General features: G+C 45.7%; 13 protein-coding genes and 1 pseudogene. 5 read left to right on the top strand and 9 right to left on the bottom strand.

Features of this window, described 5'->3' with window-relative positions; genetic code table 11:
- Genes FEF09_RS17710 through FEF09_RS17690 form a run of 5 tightly spaced genes read right to left on the bottom strand, consistent with a single transcriptional unit; the run spans nt 1 to nt 9,998 of the window.
- Nucleotides 1-1,020 carry a GntR family transcriptional regulator gene (locus FEF09_RS17710; RefSeq protein WP_146306447.1) on the bottom strand — a complete coding sequence of 340 codons (1,020 nt, stop codon included), beginning with the start codon at nt 1,018-1,020 and terminating at the stop codon, nt 1-3.
- Nucleotides 1,021-1,058: 38 nt separating this feature from the next.
- On the bottom strand, nt 1,059-3,239 hold the full coding sequence (locus FEF09_RS17705) for an alpha-galactosidase (RefSeq protein ID WP_146306353.1): 2,181 nt from the start codon (nt 3,237-3,239) through the stop codon (nt 1,059-1,061).
- A gap of 22 nt (nt 3,240-3,261) precedes the next feature.
- Nucleotides 3,262-5,262, bottom strand: a complete 2,001-nt coding sequence (locus FEF09_RS17700) for an alpha-galactosidase (protein WP_146306352.1) — start codon at nt 5,260-5,262, stop codon at nt 3,262-3,264.
- Nucleotides 5,263-5,322: 60 nt separating this feature from the next.
- A complete protein-coding gene (locus FEF09_RS17695) occupies nt 5,323-6,885 on the bottom strand; it encodes a RagB/SusD family nutrient uptake outer membrane protein (protein WP_146306351.1) in 1,563 nt (520 codons plus the stop codon).
- A 20-nt stretch (nt 6,886-6,905) separates the two neighbouring features.
- Nucleotides 6,906-9,998, bottom strand: coding sequence for a SusC/RagA family TonB-linked outer membrane protein (locus tag FEF09_RS17690; protein WP_186774392.1), 3,093 nt, complete (start codon nt 9,996-9,998; stop codon nt 6,906-6,908).
- Between the two features lie 430 nt (nt 9,999-10,428).
- Between FEF09_RS17690 and FEF09_RS17685 the strand changes: the two genes are divergently transcribed.
- From FEF09_RS17685 to FEF09_RS17675, 3 genes are all read left to right on the top strand, one after another.
- Nucleotides 10,429-11,043, top strand: coding sequence for a Crp/Fnr family transcriptional regulator (locus tag FEF09_RS17685; RefSeq protein ID WP_146306349.1), 615 nt, complete (start codon nt 10,429-10,431; stop codon nt 11,041-11,043).
- Nucleotides 11,044-11,107: 64 nt separating this feature from the next.
- Entirely contained in the window at nt 11,108-11,512 is a 405-nt protein-coding gene (locus FEF09_RS17680; protein ID WP_146306348.1) for a DUF4267 domain-containing protein, read from the top strand.
- A complete protein-coding gene (locus FEF09_RS17675; RefSeq protein WP_146306347.1) occupies nt 11,502-11,828 on the top strand; it encodes a hypothetical protein in 327 nt (108 codons plus the stop codon). The genes FEF09_RS17680 and FEF09_RS17675 overlap by 11 nt, the downstream gene beginning before the upstream one ends.
- Before the next feature lie 104 nt (nt 11,829-11,932).
- Here FEF09_RS17675 and FEF09_RS17670 read toward each other — a convergent pair whose 3' ends face one another.
- Nucleotides 11,933-12,745: an SDR family oxidoreductase gene (locus FEF09_RS17670; protein ID WP_146306346.1), complete on the bottom strand. Its 813-nt coding sequence runs from the start codon at nt 12,743-12,745 to the stop codon at nt 11,933-11,935.
- A gap of 31 nt (nt 12,746-12,776) precedes the next feature.
- A complete protein-coding gene (locus FEF09_RS17665) occupies nt 12,777-13,169 on the bottom strand; it encodes a GlcG/HbpS family heme-binding protein (protein ID WP_146306345.1) in 393 nt (130 codons plus the stop codon).
- A gap of 297 nt (nt 13,170-13,466) precedes the next feature.
- On the opposite strand from FEF09_RS17665, the gene FEF09_RS17660 reads away from it, so the two are divergent.
- Together FEF09_RS17660 and FEF09_RS17655 are read left to right on the top strand one after the other, a co-directional pair.
- Nucleotides 13,467-14,453 carry a helix-turn-helix domain-containing protein gene (locus FEF09_RS17660; protein ID WP_146306344.1) on the top strand — a complete coding sequence of 329 codons (987 nt, stop codon included), beginning with the start codon at nt 13,467-13,469 and terminating at the stop codon, nt 14,451-14,453.
- An 87-nt stretch (nt 14,454-14,540) separates the two neighbouring features.
- Nucleotides 14,541-14,858, top strand: coding sequence for a hypothetical protein (locus tag FEF09_RS17655; RefSeq protein ID WP_146306343.1), 318 nt, complete (start codon nt 14,541-14,543; stop codon nt 14,856-14,858).
- A 430-nt stretch (nt 14,859-15,288) separates the two neighbouring features.
- On the opposite strand, the gene FEF09_RS31535 is transcribed toward FEF09_RS17655, so the two are convergent.
- Together FEF09_RS31535 and FEF09_RS34805 are read right to left on the bottom strand one after the other, a co-directional pair.
- Nucleotides 15,289-15,543 carry a hypothetical protein gene (locus tag FEF09_RS31535; protein WP_222597010.1) on the bottom strand — a complete coding sequence of 85 codons (255 nt, stop codon included), beginning with the start codon at nt 15,541-15,543 and terminating at the stop codon, nt 15,289-15,291.
- A gap of 36 nt (nt 15,544-15,579) precedes the next feature.
- Nucleotides 15,580-15,934 (bottom strand): annotated as a pseudogene (locus tag FEF09_RS34805) (sigma-54 factor interaction domain-containing protein).
- Nucleotides 15,935-16,396 lie beyond the last annotated feature (462 nt).

Below are 16,396 nucleotides of genomic sequence, written 5' to 3'. Positions count from 1 at the left end.
TCATAGAGAGTTACGTCGGATCAGGTTGGTGGGCAGCACCTGGTGCACCGGTTCCCGGCTCAGGACTGCGCAGGCAGCCCTTTTACCCATCTCGCTGAAACTGACCGAATAGGTCGTAATACCATTGCCGACAAGCTCTTTTACAGGCTCGTCATTATGGGAAAGGATACCAATATCCTTGCCCGGTTCTATTTTTTTTGCATTGCAATCCCTTAACAGATTCCACAACTCAGCATTCTCATTCACATAATAAACCACTCCTTTTTCTACTGAGCCGGGCTCATATTCGCGCAGTACTTCTCCTTTGATACCGTGCTGCTGCGTGAAGTTCCTGAAAGATCTGACAATTTCCGGAGGAAACAATGAATCCGGATTATGAAAGAAGACCATCCGGTCAAATTTCCTGATCACGTCTGCCAGTTCTTCAAAAATATGATAGGAAGATTGTTCAAATTCCTGTACCACATAATTGAAATCCCCTTCCAGCGGCTCATAACGGTCAAACATCAGCAGCTTCTGACGCGGGATGGTATTCAGTAGCTCCCTTGTACGGGGATGATGAATAGGAGAAATGACGTACATACCGTAATGCCTGTTCTTCACCAGCGAGAACATGGTCTCAAACACCTCAATGTTCCCGTGGTGAAAAAACACGTCCAGATGAACGTCAGCACCGAGTTCGTTGCGGAAGCTACGGTAGAACTGTTCCTGGAAAGTATCGATCGTATACATCAGCAGGGCTACCTTCAGCGACTGCTTTGTATTATCGTCAGCAACGAAGTAGCCAAGGCGGTTCTTGGCCTCGATCAGACCACGGTTCTGTAGTTCGCGGTAACCTTTGATCACCGTTTCCCTCGCAAATCCCAGTCCTGAGATCATTGAATTCACCGAAGGCAGTGCATCTCCCACACAGATAATCCTGTCATTGATCGCATTGACAATGCCCTCGACAAAGCGCTCATGCTTGGAATAAGAAGGTACCTCATCCAGCTCCTGTATCTTTTCAAAAATTGTCTTCATCACTTCATAGTTGTTTATGCATTTAGCACGTCTCGCCATTATTCTACAACTTCCAGTTCCAGTATGCGGCTATGCAATTTAGTCGAAGTAAATAAATCCAGTCCGATTTTCATAAGGTAATCTCCGGAATACACCTTGCTGTTGAAAGCATCAGCAGGGTTATTACCCGGCATGAGGTTGATTTCCTTTACACGGTATTTCGCGGCAGGATTCAGTCCCTTGCACAATACCGGCTGCAGGATTTCAGAATAACGCGGGAAGATATCATACGCATATACCAGCGCCTGTTTTTGAGACTGGCTCACATACATGATGGCTGAATGATTACCCTCATATGGAGATACCAGTCTGTACTGGTCGCCATCGTAGTTTATATTCTTCAGTCTTTCGTAGTTTGCCACGGCTTCTTTACAGAAAGTCTGCTCTTCGGCACGCAGTTCTTTAATATTGATATCAAAACCCAGTTTGCATTGCATCGCCACGTCTACACGGAATTTGATGCCGGCATCATGGTTCCAGCTGGTTACGTGTGCGGCCATGGCTTTTGCCGGGAAGAACTGCGAATAACCCCACTGAATATATAAGCGTTCTACCGGGTCGGTATTATCGCTTGGCCAGAATTCGGTGAAATAACGCAGTCCTTCGTAGTCTGTACGGCCTCCACCACCGGAACAGAGCATCATCGGCAGATTAGGATATTTATCTTTGATACGGTCCAGTACTTTATAAAGACCGCGTACATATTCTATATAAAGGTTACCCTGCTTTTCCTTCAGATAAGGAGAATAGATATTGGTAATAGGACTGTTACAATCCCACTTCATGTAAGCCAGATCAGGATTCTCCGTCATCAGGTGATCTACCACATTGAATACATGCTCCTGTACTGCCGGATTGCTCAGATCCAGTACCAGCTGATTACGGAAATAGTAGCGCTCCCGGTTAGGCAGCATGATCACCCAGTCAGGATGTTTTTCAAAGAGTTCGCTCTTTGGATTCACCATTTCAGGCTCGATCCAGATACCGAATTTCACACCGGTAGTGTTAGCAGCTTTTACCAGAGCAGGTATACCGTTTGGCAGTTTATTAGCGGTAGGCGCCCAGTCACCCAGCCCCTGTGTGTCACTGTGACGGGGATATTTATTGGCAAACCAGCCATCATCCAGTAGGAACATGTCCACGCCCAGATATTTGGTTTCTTCGATCAGGCCTTTCAGCTTCTCTTCGTTAAAATCAAAACCAGTTGATTCCCAGTTATTCAGCAGGGTCATACGGTCGCCATTACCATCTTTCAGACGATAGCTACGCGCCCAACGCTGCAGGTCGCGGCTACCTTTACCTGTACCCTGATTGCTCAGTGTAAAGATGAAAGAAGGGGTGGTAAACACCTTCCCCGGATCCAGAGTATACTCGGAAGCGAATGGATTGATACCTGAGATCACGCGCAGGTTGTTCTCATTATCTACTTCGAAAGTAAAGCGGAAGTTACCGGTCCATGCGAGGGTACCCATCAGCACCTGACCATCATTTTCACGGGGTTTATCGCCCAGACCTACAGTAAAGAATGGAGATACAAACAGGTCTGCTCTGGAGCCCAGTTTGGAATCCACCATCTTTTTACCAAAAGCCAGCGGTGTAGTGGTCATATTTGCTTCTTTTGCCCAGTCGCCGCTGAATTCAGTCAGGAAGTACTGACTGCGTTTCCAGTATAACATGGAAGAAGCATAATTATTGATGCTGACTGCTTTCTTTTCGTTGTGGCTGATCTCTGTCCAGGATTCAATGATATTATCCTTTGCAAATGTGCGGTAGAAGAGTTTTACCTGTACCGGGTACAGATCGTCTTTCAGTATAATAACCGTTTCGGTCACATCGTCAGAAACTTTCTTTTCTGTATGAGAAACGTACTTCAGCACCGTTGCCTGATTACCATCATTGTGACGGATACCAAAAGCAGGTTCGAAATAAGTTTCCGTGCCGGATACAGGGTAGGCTTCCCATGCCTGTCCGTCGCTCTTACCCTTCATATTGGCGGTCAGGTGATTATAATCATCTGCTACAGCCAGACGGGGGCCGAGGTACAGTTGAAACAGCCGTCCGTTTTGTGCGGTCTGTAATACCAGTTCTGTCTCTTTAGTGGCAATGTGGATCGTCTCCGCACTCGCGGAAAGGGTTATAACAACCAGGAAAAACAAAATGGATAATATCTTTCTGCTCATGGATACAAGTTATTAATCTGCTTTATTTGCTATTGATTTTCAAAAAAAGAACGTCTTTGGCCGGAATCGTCATGGTGCTGTTGGCATCGACATCAGCGTGTGACCAGAGGTTGCGTACCCCGTACTGTTTAGCAGGATTCAATCCCAGTCTTTCCAGTGGCAGTTGTATACTACGTGGCTCTTCTGTATAGTTGAAAACGGCATAGTAAGTATTTCCTTTTGCGTCAGTCAGCACAAACTGGTTTTCAGAACGCTCGCCTGTTCCTTCTACCGGACGGAAGCTGTGGCCCATGGCGGCAGCATTTACTTCAGCATTGGTTAAAAATTGCTTCGCTTTTGTTTTTCCTTCCTCACTACCATCTTTACTGAAATCATCGCCGGCAATAAATAAACCGGTAATTACGGCAGAGGTCACGCGGGCACGGTTCTCTCCTTCTGATGCCTGCTGGAGCACAACGTGGTCAGCATCATTGAACTGATAGATCTTATTGATCCACCATCCGTAAGAAACCGCATTCAGGGTGTATTCTGTGTCCTTTATTTTATTCCAGGCATCACAGGCAATACGACGGGACTGTGCATACTGCGCAGGGAAGATCGGTGCAATGGACAGGTTGATATACATATCACCAAAGTATTTGTCCAGCAGCTGCATACCATAATTGTAAGCGGCAATACCGGATTTCACCTGTGGATTGTACCACTTATCCGCATTGATCGCACCATGCGCCATAAAGTCAACCTTCACATACTGGAAACCACAACGATGGAACAGGTCAGCCACCTTTTTCATACGCTGCTCAATGGCAGGATGAGTAGGGTCTATGGCATAGGCGCCGTCAAGATCTTGCGGCTGACCATTCGCATAAAGATAAACATCTTTGAATTTATATTCAGGTGCTTCTTTGATCGTTCTGTCCGGGCTTTTACCCCAGTCTGTGAACGGTGTCCAGTAAATACCTGCGATCTGGCCATTAGCCTTGCAGTGGTTTACAAAATCCTTTAGTTGTTCTTCGCTGAAACGATCCCAGCCCGAATCCAGACCAATCACTATTTCGTTGTCTTTATTGACAAAGTGTTGCGGCTGAAGATTTTGATGGAAGAAATCAGATACTTCCAATGCTTTCTCGTAGCTGATGTTAAACTGTAATACCCCCCAGCTGTTCCAACCCATCGGCATTGCTTTTTTCCACGCTCTTGGCGGAGCAATGACTGCATTTGCAGCACCATAAGCATCCATACCATTGCGCCAGTCGGTGAATACACCCAGCATTACCTTCGGAGAACGGATCAGACGACCTTCTTTTGCACCGTGTGGTATAAGGTCGCGGGTGGTAGAATCAGCAGCGCCACCGTAGCAGGTCAGTGTGTAGGCAGACCCGTTTTCGGCTTTGTTCATGATAACAGCTGATTTCCAGAAATCGTGTTCTACAGAACCGACTACAAGTCCCTGACGGGAATTGCCATTAAAAACGGCGGTAGCCTCGTAGCTGGTTAAAGAAGTAAAGTCCAGTGGATGGGACTGAAAGCGGATCCATTTGTCATTGTCAAACGGAATAAAAAGTGCACGTTTGTCACCTGTACCCAATATCCGGGTCATGTCTTCCAGATTTACCGGCGCCATATAATTAGACGCTATGCTGCCGGAACGCGCTTGTAAAGTAAAGTCAGTCAACAGGTAATCTTTGCCTGCGTACTGATAAAAAGATTGTACCAGTGTTGGTAATTTCTCAGCATAATAAGTGACCTGTAACAGTGAGCCTTTCCCGAAAGCGTCATTCAGTGGCTTCACTACGATTGTGTTGCGCGTGTAGTCTTTGGTGGTGATCAGCTGGCCGTTCCATTTAAAGGACGCATACTGCAGGAGATCCACATTACCGGCTGCTCTTTTGAGACGCAGCGTTTTACTGGTTTTTTCATATACTATTTTCCAGTCGGTGGGAGTGCCTGCCTGTAAGGCCCCCGAGATTAGCATGATCACCGCAAACAGTAACAGCGGCGTAATCCGTGATATATTTCTCATAATAATGTTAAAAGCAGGCCAGCTGCTACCTGCAACGGCCTGCTTCTTTAAAAATAATGATTAACGATAACCTGGATTCTGATCTGCCGGAGTAATATCTCCGTTCAGTTTCATTTCCGTATCCGGAATCGGGAATAAAGTGTTGAATGCCTGTATGGTACCTGATTGTTTGGTCCATTTGTTACGGGCTTTCACTAACTCTACGTATTTGCCTGTACGGATCAGGTCTATACGGCGCCAGTCTTCTGCGAACAGCTCACGCATACGCTCGTCCAGAATTGCTGTACGGAACGCATCCTGCGACATGGCTTTCCATTTCCTTTCTTCTGGCAATACGCCACCCCATGCACGTGCTCTTACTTCATTGACAACAATGATAGCTTCTGCCCCACGGTTCATTTCATTCAGACACTCTGCATAACTTAACTTAGCATCAGCCAGCCGAAGCACCGGAATGTTTTTACCGGAGTTCCACATGTTATTGATCTTGTTTTCAGTATGCTTATCGGTACGGAAATCTTCATATTTTTTTACGTGTGGCAACAGCTCATCATAGTCGTTACCCAGATCTTCCCATTTCAGCGGATCCAGATTCGGCACTTCACCATAATAAGTGAAATCGTAACGGATCGCTTCAAAACGGCGCTGATCGCCAGGCTCCCATACACCACCGCTATCTACAGAAGAATAAGCGTACTGTGTAGGTACCAGTTTATCATAACCAGAATAGTAGCAACCATCACCAAAAAATGCCTGTACAGCACGGGAACCTATCTGGAACTGTATTTTATTATTATTTGGATAGATCGGACTAAACTGGAATTCCAGTACTGCCTCAGCGGTGTTGGGTGTGGCATAATCAAACAGATTCTTGTAAGGTACCAAAGAATAATCACCCATCATCTTTTCAAAGCAGGCAGCTGCTTTGGTAAAGTCGCGCAGACCAGTGCTTACCGGTGCTGACATATACGCCTTACCCAGCATCATCCACGCTGCACCTGAAGTAGCACGTCCCGGATCGTTTGTCTTCGGACAGTTGTCGGCTGCACGCTGCAGATCTGCAATGATAAACGCCCACACATCTTTTAAAGGCTGACGGCGGAAACCCAGTTCAGCTTCACGGTCTGCATCACGGATAGGAATTTCACCCCAGTACATCGCCAGTTGAAAATCAAGGAAGCCACGTACGAAAGATGCTTCACCTAATAATTTCGCTTCACGGGAACCCGGTTCTATCGGATTGACGCTAAGACCTTTTACAATTTTAGCTGCCTCATTTACCATCGGCCAGCGGATATTCCACTGATTGGTGATATGGCCCTGTGAAGAGTTCAGGTTACCGTCAAAACGGTCCAGTCCACCTTTACTCGCATCACTTTTCATCTGTAAAGCGCCCTGCTGGGTTTCATCAGTACCCATCATCGGGATGAGCCCCTGCTCATCTGTACGGATACCCTTCCAGTTAGCGTAAATACCTTTGAGACTTGTTTCCACGAGATTTACGTCAGAGTACACCTGGCTTTCATCCAGTCTGGTCAGACTCTTTTCGTCGAGGAAGTTGCTGCAGGAAGCTGAGAACATTGCAATACCTGCAACCAGCGTCCATTTTATAGTGCTTTTCATAATAATCTAGCAGTTGAAGTTTAGAAACCTACATTCAATCCTAATACATACATTTTCACCGGAGGGTAACCGTAGTCGCCGGTTTCCGGGTCCATACCCTTGTACTTCGTGATACAGAACAGGTTAGAACCTGTTGCATACAGACGCAGGTTGTTCATTTTCCAGCTGCTCAGCATTTTCTCAGGCAGTGTATAAGACAGCGTGAGTGCGGAGAGGCGCAGGAATGAAGCGTTCTGGATAGCGTAGTCCAGATCGGATGGATTAAAACGGTTGTAGCTGGTATTACCGATCACACGTGGAACAGTTGTATTGGTATGTTCTGGTGTCCAGCGATTCAGCAGGTCTACAGATGCCATACTTTCACCTATGCTGTTAGCCAGACCTTCATAGTAGCTGCTGATCTTTTTAGCACCATAAGAGTAAGTAAACATTGCGTTCACGGAGAAAGCTTTGTAGCCAAGGTTGGTAGAGAAACCACCATAGAATTTAGGATCTGTTTTCGCTACGACAGTTCTGTCATAGGTCTGATCCACTACGCCATCAGGTACACCATTAGGACCTGAGATATCCTTTGCAAACAGGTCGCCCGGATTAACGGTCTTACCGTTATAGTTGATATTTTCCCAGTCACGACGGTTAGACTCCTGTGCGATACCACCAGATCTCAGTGTATAGATGCTATGGATAGATTGACCGAGGAAGATATTGCCTTCACGCTGGATGGAGTTTTCGTAGAGATTATAGATCTCTGTAGCATTACCATACAGACGGGTCACTTTGTTCTTATCGAAGGAGATGTTAGCTGATACGTTCCAGTTGAAGTTTTTCGTCTGGATCACTTCACCGTTTACAGCGAACTCCATACCCTTGTTATTTACACGACCTACGTTCGCCCACTGTTTATTATAACCGGAAGTAAGTGCCAGAGAACGGTCGAGTAACAGGTTATCATTATTGATGTAGAAGAAGTCCGCAGTTACTGTCAGTCTTGATTTCAGGAAGCCCATATCCAGACCGAGGTTGGTCTGTTTTTGTTTTTCCCAGGTGATATCCGGATTACCACGACGGCCATCATTTGCGATCAATGCATTACCGTTGTCAACCTTGGAGCCATACAGTGTCTGGAATGCGTAGTTACCAATGTCCTGGTTACCTACAACACCATAACCTGCACGCAGTTTCAACTGTGTGAATACGGGTACATCTTTCATGAAATCTTCCTTGATGACATCCCATGCAGCAGACATAGACGGGAAAATACCCCAACGGTTGCCTGCAGCAAAACGGGATGAACCATCATAACGTGCGGTAGCAGTCAGGTGATATTTATCTTTATAGCTGTAGTTCACACGACCGATAAAAGACATCAGACTGTAAGCGTAGAAATCAGAACCGAGTACTGCTTTTTCCAATGCGGCAGCGCCACCCAGATCATAATAACCCAGATCATCACTTGCAAAACGATCGCCCTGTGCTTTGGAATAGTTGGAAGAACGTTTACTTGAGCTGGTACCTACCAACGCCGTCAGTTTGTGATCAGTTCCTAACATTGTGTTATAAGTCAGGGTGTTGTCCCACTGCCAGTAAGTATCGCTCCATCTTTCATGTTTAGCACGCGCATCGCCATTGTAGTGACGGATCGCTTCCTGAATGTTGTGCGGTGTGAATTCGAACCAATCCTGTGCACCATAGTCCAGTGAATAGCTGGAACGGAAGTTCAGACCTTTTATAGGAGAAATGTCTACGTAGTTAGCAGTAGTTACACGACTACGGGCACGATCACGCTGCATCAGCAGTGAGTTGAACGGGTTGAAATCGTTGTTGTTCTGCTCACCATGTGAACGGTAATAAAGTGTCAGGTAGTCGTAAGTAAAACGGGTAGCCGGATCGCGGTAAGGCGCATAGTCCAGCAGCGGGTTACCATTCAGGGCTTTACCATAAACATCATCAGATGGCATGCCATCATTGAGACGGGTGAAGCCGGTGTTAGTACCCACCTTTAACCATTTTTTGATATTGTATTCGGCATTGAAACGGCCGGTATATTTTTTCTGGTCGGTGTTTTCTACCACACCTTTAACACCTGCGTATCCAAGGCTGAGATAGAAGATACCACGGTCAGATCCACCGGAGAAGCTCAAAGCATGGTTCTGCTGGAAGCCGGTACGGGTTACCTGATCGAGCCAGTTAAAGCTCTGGTTTCTGTTGTGCGTATCGAACTCCTGATTAGAGAAGGCAATGTTTGTCTTCATCAGGGTGTTATCGATATAATCCTGACGGTTTGCGTTCGGATTGTCTTTCATGTAACCATTCGCATAAGCGTCTATACGCAGATCGAACAGCTGCTGTGCGTTCATCGTTTTAGGAATGCGGGTAAAATCAGACACACCAGCCCATGCATCGTAGGTCACAAGACCATCTCCGCCTCTGCGCTGACCTTTTTTGGTCGTGATCACCACAACGCCATTCGCACCACGGGAACCGTATAACGCTGTAGCAGAAGCGTCTTTCAGTACCTGTACGGAAGCAACGTCGTTTACGTTAACGGAGTTAAAGCCACCCTGGTTATTTTCCATGATGACACCATCCACCACATAAATAGGAGAAGAACCAGCGTTAATGGTATTGATACCACGTATTCTGATGGTCGCATCGTCACTCGGACGGGTACCATTACTTACGAATACACCGGCAGCATTACCCTGTAAAGCCTGATTGATGTTGGTAGCAGGACGTTCCAGCAGTTTCTTTGAATCTACTGTAGCAACCGCACCGGTCAGGTCAGATTTTTTCATGCTGGCACCTACCACCACCACTTCGTCCACATTGGCCGTAGCCTGTTGCAGTTTAACGGTGAGCGGCTGTGAGCCGGAAAAAACGACTGTTTGTGTTTCAAATCCGAGGAAACTGAATTCCAGTGTACCTTTTCCTTCTGCATTCAGAGAGAATGCACCTTTCAGATCAGTGACAGTACCGGTTTTGGTGCCGGTCAGCTTCACCGATACGCCGGGAAGTGCTTGTCCTTGAATGTCCGTGACGGTCCCGGAGATTTTGCCACTCTGGGCGAAGGCAGGCATGACGCCGGTCAGCATAGCTATGAAGGACAGGAGCATCCATAGCCTCTTAGAAGCATTTTTTACATGCATAACGTGAAGCATAAAGTGTTTGTAAAGATTCTTTTTAATGACAGGTATAAAAGCTAATTGGCATTCCCCTATTAACGTGAAATTTGCGATTCCGAACTTGTCCCCCCGACTATAAGGCGCCACCTCTCAGACATAAATGACTGATTACCAGCAATAACCTATAGACTCTAGTTGGTTTGTTCTATTCTGGTCTACTCAACAAATATAGGGTTAGTTTGGAATATTCAAACTTTATTTTTTAAAATAGTAAAGTGCCGGCAGGCTCAAACGGTGTCAGTGCCGCAAGGGCAGGGAAAAAGCCCTCTTTTTGTATCTTCACCGGACAGATATCTTGTGGCGATCTGAGACCCTGTCAAGCTATCTTGTACTCATAACAGACCAGCTAAATAGCAGACTTGTGAAACGTAAAAACCCGGCACCGCCAACAACAAGCAATATCCATGCGCCTCTATTGACAGCCATCAGAACACTCATCCCGCTCAGTGAAGCGGAAGAAGAGATCGTATGTCAGCTCTTTAAAGAGAAACACTATAAGAAAGGATCATTTTTTCTTGCTGAGAATGAGATCTGCCGGCAAGCCGCATTTGTGATCAGCGGCTTTATGCGTTATTACATCAATGACGATGGGGAAGAAAAAACATATGGCTTCGCCAAGCCCTTCAATTTCGCTTGTAACTATGAAAGTTTTGTGCCACAAAACCCCTCTTCACAGATCATACAGGCGCTTGAAGATTGTGTGCTGCTGACGATCTCCTATGATGATCTGCTGCGCTTTTATGAACAGGTGCGTTATGGCGACCGTTTTGGCAGACTGGTCATAGAACAGGTATTCATTCAGACACTGAAAGACAGGAATTCATTTTATACAGATTCTCCGGAAGGCAGATACGAACAGTTTATCAGAGAGCATAAAGATCTCTTACAACAGATCTCACAATATCATATTGCCTCCTTTGTAGGTATCAAACCGCAGTCACTCAGCCGGATCAGAAAACGTCTTGCCCGTAATTAATTAACCCAGGTGCACGAAATCGTCTTTTAATCGCCGGAGCTTTGTGTTATAAAATTCAAACACAATGCAAACAACGATTAAACACATCGCAGGCTGGCTGGCAGCGCTCACCGGTATCGGTATTATCTTTATCGGTGCACGCTTTTTCTTCATGCCAGAGACAGCAGAACACGCCTTCGGCATACACGTAACGGCAGATAATCACGCTTTCCACTATATCAAAGGCATCAGAGATATTTTCTCAGGCATCATTGTACTACTGCTGCTGCTGACGAAAGAATACCGTGCATTAGGTCTGATGATGCTGGCAGTCATGATCATACCGGCTACTGATTTCCTGATCGTCTGGCAGCAACCGGACTACGAAGTAGCCAGACTGATTCCTCACCTTATTGCGGTGATCATTGCTATAGTACTTGGCGTATACTATTTCTTTAACGCTCCTAAACGCAACCGCCATGTTATTTAATATTGTGCTCCTCCTTCACTTCGTGGCGTTCCTCGTTTTCGCCGGACAACTATTATTACTCTATCCGCAGCCGGAAAAACGGACCAATCATCTCACAAGAGTACTCGGCATCGCGTTAATTGTCACCGGTTGTTTATTAGTAGCATTCAAATACCCTGCGGTGAACTATTTCAAGGTAGTACCCAAGCTCGGCATCTTTATACTTTGCTCAGTATTGATAGGTATCTACAGCGGACGAACAATGCCGGAGAAAGTCTATAAAATCGTCTTTGGTCTTGTGATATTAGCGGGGCTGATTGCAGTCGTAAAAGTCTGAGATGACAACTGAATCATCCTGCAAAAAAAGAAGCTGTACATCACTGTACAGCTTCACATCAACACATCTTATCCTTTACCGGACCTTTGAGGGATGAAAGCAGATCAGATCTGATTGGACCATGCTTTTGTCTGATGCTCCTTCAGCATATCTTCCACGAATTGCGGTAATACATTCCTGAACTTTCCGGTATCAGATGGTACGATCTGTACCATTGCTTCGATCATTTCTGCAGGATCAAGTCTGCCTTGTGGCGTACCCAGTAAACTATCAAACACCGCTTTCATATCAGCACGTTTGGTGACGTTCTTACTGTCATCCAGCCAGCGGAAAGGATTCTCCGCCATCGTTTCATTATAACCAGTAAGATAAGCACCCGGATTGATCGTCTGTACCTGAATATTATATGGACGCAGCTCATCCTGTAATGCTTCGGCAATAGCTTCCAGCGCATGTTTGGTAGATACATAGATACCGTAACCAGCCGGGGTAAACAAACCTCCCATGGATGAAGTAAAGACAACCTTACCGGGTCTTTTCTGGTCAATTAACTTGCGTACAAAACGTTGTGTCAGGTGAAGCGGGGCAAATACATTTGTTTCATAATTCTTTCTGACGAGGTCAACAGGAATTTCAAAAACAGGGCCTGCTTCTCCCATACCTGCATTGTTGAACAGGATGTCAAAATCCCATGTAAGTGCATATTCCACATCATAAGGATCCAGCAGGTCGAGTCTTTCTACCCGGAGATTGTCCTGTAAACCTAATGCTTCTGCCTTTTTACGCAGTGGCGTTACCTGCGGAGATATCTGTACGCCTGCAATTACTTTGTGGCCCAGTCTCGCCAGGCCAATAGCCGCGCCTTCGCCAAAGCCTGAGCCGGCGCCGGTGATCAGAATTCTTTTTCTGTTTTCCATGGTCTTTTAATTTGTGAGGTGATGAGATAAATTATAACTGAGCCCCTTCTGAAGCAATCGCGAAATCCTGCGGTACCGCGCCTCCTGAAACTCCGATAAATCCGATAATAGCTTTGTCCTTCCTGATGGGTAGTCCGCCGGCAAATCCAACCAGCCCACCATTTGTACCAATAATACCATAAGCGCCTGCTTCCGGTTTCATATACTCCCCTACCAGCTCGCTGTTAATACCAAACAGCATAGAGGTTTTCGCCTTTCCTATAGCAATATCCAATGAACCAATAGGCGCTCCATCCATGCGTTCAAGCGCTTTGAGGTGGCCACCGGTATCAAGAACAGCGATATTGACCGGCACCGCTATTTCAGTTGCCTTAATACGGGCTAATTCGATGGCTTGTCTGGCCTGTTGTAAACTGATACTCATAACGGATACTTTACTGTTTACCTGTTTGTTTTTTGTCTGCAACAAAGTTGGATCAAACAAAGAGGAGAACTGCTTCACTTTCCACAGGAAATACTGGATATTTCACAGGCCTGTTTTTAGTCTGTTATAACGCCCTGTTGTGATATTTCATCATTCTATTATCATCTCTTGAAATATCATTGTACACAAAGCAGTAAACACCTCATAACAAATACATAATCAATACTTACAATCTGGTACAATATTGTAGTAAAGACATCAGATAAGTTCACCATCCATCCCCGTCAATTACCATTTATGAAGCAACACAGCATACCGGTATTCAGGAACATGAAAGACTTATATGCCTCCATCGGCGCTGTTCCTGATGCCACTCTGATGACAGATGATTTCTCCTTCTGTAACCTCGGAGATCTTGCCATTCCCGGTGCCTTTATTTCTCCTGCTGTTTACCGGACTGGCTTCTATTCCTTTCTCTTTGTAAAAGACGCCGCCGGCAAATACCTTCTGAATCAGTATGATGCGGACGTTGTACCGGGATGCATCTGTCTCGGCAACCCCGGAGATATTATACAATTTTGTTTCAACGAGGTGAAAGAGCTGTATCTGCTGACGGTAAGTGAATCGTTTCTGAAAGAAAATACACACGTTTGTATCATGCAGGAATATCCCTTCCTGCAGGCAGAAGCAATGCCTCCTATGTTGCCGGGAGCGGATGCCTTTGCGGAGTTTGAATCATTCTACAGACAAATAGAGCAGGCAGGTAATTCAGCCTCTCCTCTACGCAAAAAACAAATTGCCTATCTCCTGCTGCTGATCCTGCTGAAGATCAAAGAAAGATGTTGTCATGATTACAGGCCCGCAGCTACCAGAGGACGGCAAACTGATATTGTATGCAACTTCAGAAGAATGCTGCAGTTACATTATCAGGACCTCTACAACGGAGATGCAGAAAGGGTATTTACCGTAAAAGAATATGCAGATGCGCTGGGCTTACATCCTAATTATCTGAATGATATTATCAGAAAAAAGACAGGCAGGTCAATCAGTAAATGGATCATTGATAAAACAATTGCGGAATCAAAATATCTGCTGGATCATTCCAGTTTATCTGTCAAAGAGGTTGCTTACCGCCTCGGCTTTGCAGAAGCCAGTTATTTCTGCAGATATTTTAAACGGTATACGCAGACAACTGCCGCAGTATACAGATCACACTCCCATCATGCGCAGCTATTGCCGGGTATATTACATCCTGTCATCAGTACACAAAGTATGACTGCATGAAAGGAAAGCTGATCACCGTCGGACTGCTGTTCTTTCTCTGCATATAGTCCATACAATCTGCTCAGAAACAGAAGACCCGGTAGCGGCATGGTTGCTACCGGGTGCATTCCGGAAAGTATCAGAAAAGATAGTCTGTTCGGTGAATTGGGATATAACCGCTATTACAGAGCCGGACTTGCCTATATGCAGGCATATATTACCATACACAAAAACGTCGTGCTGAACCCCGGGTACCTGTATTTTATTTACAAACGTCCGGGGCAACCTTACGGACAGGAACATTTTGTAATGCCTGCCGTGATCTTTCAGATTCCGGTCAGAAAAATACTGATCGAAGACCGGAATATGCTCTGGAACCGCATACGCACGATTATGCGCCTCTTTATTATTACAGAAACAGGTTAAGGGCCACATGGCCATTTCAACTATGGGCAGCTGACGCTAAACTGTACGGATACGATGAAGGTTTCTACTCATTTAGTAACGGAGAGTGGTCACGCAAACAGACTCGCGATAGGATCAGCTACGATATATGCGGCATGTGAATATAGACATCACCTATATCCGCAATGGGACCGTACAGCAGGCAGGCTGCATCTGTTCTTTATCATGGGTACATGGAAATTCCCTAGTATGCCTTTTTACCTGTAACATGCGCTGCTGACATATACCCATCAGGCACTGAACTTTCTGCGGATGCCCAGCTTTTTCATCTTGACAACAAGTAGAGGCATTAATATTCAGTAGTGTAGCCGCACCTCCCGGACCATGGATCTTATCATTACAGATCGACAAGGCCTTCAGAATATGATCTATTCATTTTGGGTGATGGTCTTCAGTGCGGAGGATTCACTTTGCCTGTCATTCTCCTGTACCGTGCTACAAACAGGATAACCATAAACTCATCGTCTGTGCTGAGCAGCACACTACGGGCAATAATGTTTTCAAGTTCGCGGATATTACCCGGCCAGTGATATCCCGTAAGCATATTCAGATAAGCAGCAGGAATATGTTTAATTGTCTTCTTTTCCTTAAACAATAGCGGTGCGAAAATGAGTCGCCAGTGCAGCAATGTCTTCCCGTCTTTCACGCAGAGCGGGTACTGTAATCGAAAAACATTCAGCCGTTAAAAGAGGTCTGAACGGAATCTGCCGGCGAGCATATCATGCTCCAGATTACGGTTAGTAGCAGCAATGATACGCACATCTGCCCGGATGTTTGTCCTCCCACCGATGCGCCAAATTCCTTCTCCTGTAGTACGCGTAATAATTTCACCTGCAACTCCAATGGCATTTCTCCTATTTCATCCAGAAACAGAGTACTCCCCTGCGCCATTTCAAACTTGCCGATACGCCGTTCAATAGCACCGGTAAACTTCCCTTTTCGTGGCCAAACAATTCACTTTCGATCAGGTTGACCGGCAATGCGCCACAATTTACTTTGATCATGGGTCTGTCGCCACGTGGCGACTGTTGATGAATGGCACGCGCAATCAGCTCTTTCCCTGTTCCTGTTTCACGAGAATGAGCACAGAACTGTCAGACGATGCGACTTTGTCCACTAATCTCATACAGTTGAGTATTCCGTTACTATCTCCTACTATTTCAGATACATACGGCGGACTGGTATTCCGTCTTCCATTGATCCGCTTCAAATTGGCATGCATGGTTCTGTTAAAAGGTAATCATGTTGAGTGTCAGCATTACTGCATGGTGATCTTGTTTTAATGTGTATGCTGATGAATCCTATTAATGTGCCAAAAACAATGTATATACCTGACAATTCTCTTATGCCTTGTGCTGGCGGTTTTCCGGAAGACGCACCCTTACCGGCAACAGGTCTCCCTCTGAAAAAATCGGAGTCTTACAAAAGTAAAGCTCCGAAAAAACCGGAGTTTACGCTTCCGCATTTCTGTCTTTGAGAATATGCATTTTTTTGATCCC

Origin of the sequence: Chitinophaga pinensis (assembly GCF_007896845.1) — a bacterium.
Lineage (GTDB): Bacteria > Bacteroidota > Bacteroidia > Chitinophagales > Chitinophagaceae > Chitinophaga > Chitinophaga pinensis_C.
Note: the sequence above shows the minus strand (reverse complement) of the source record. Positions and strands in the feature narration are given on the sequence as shown.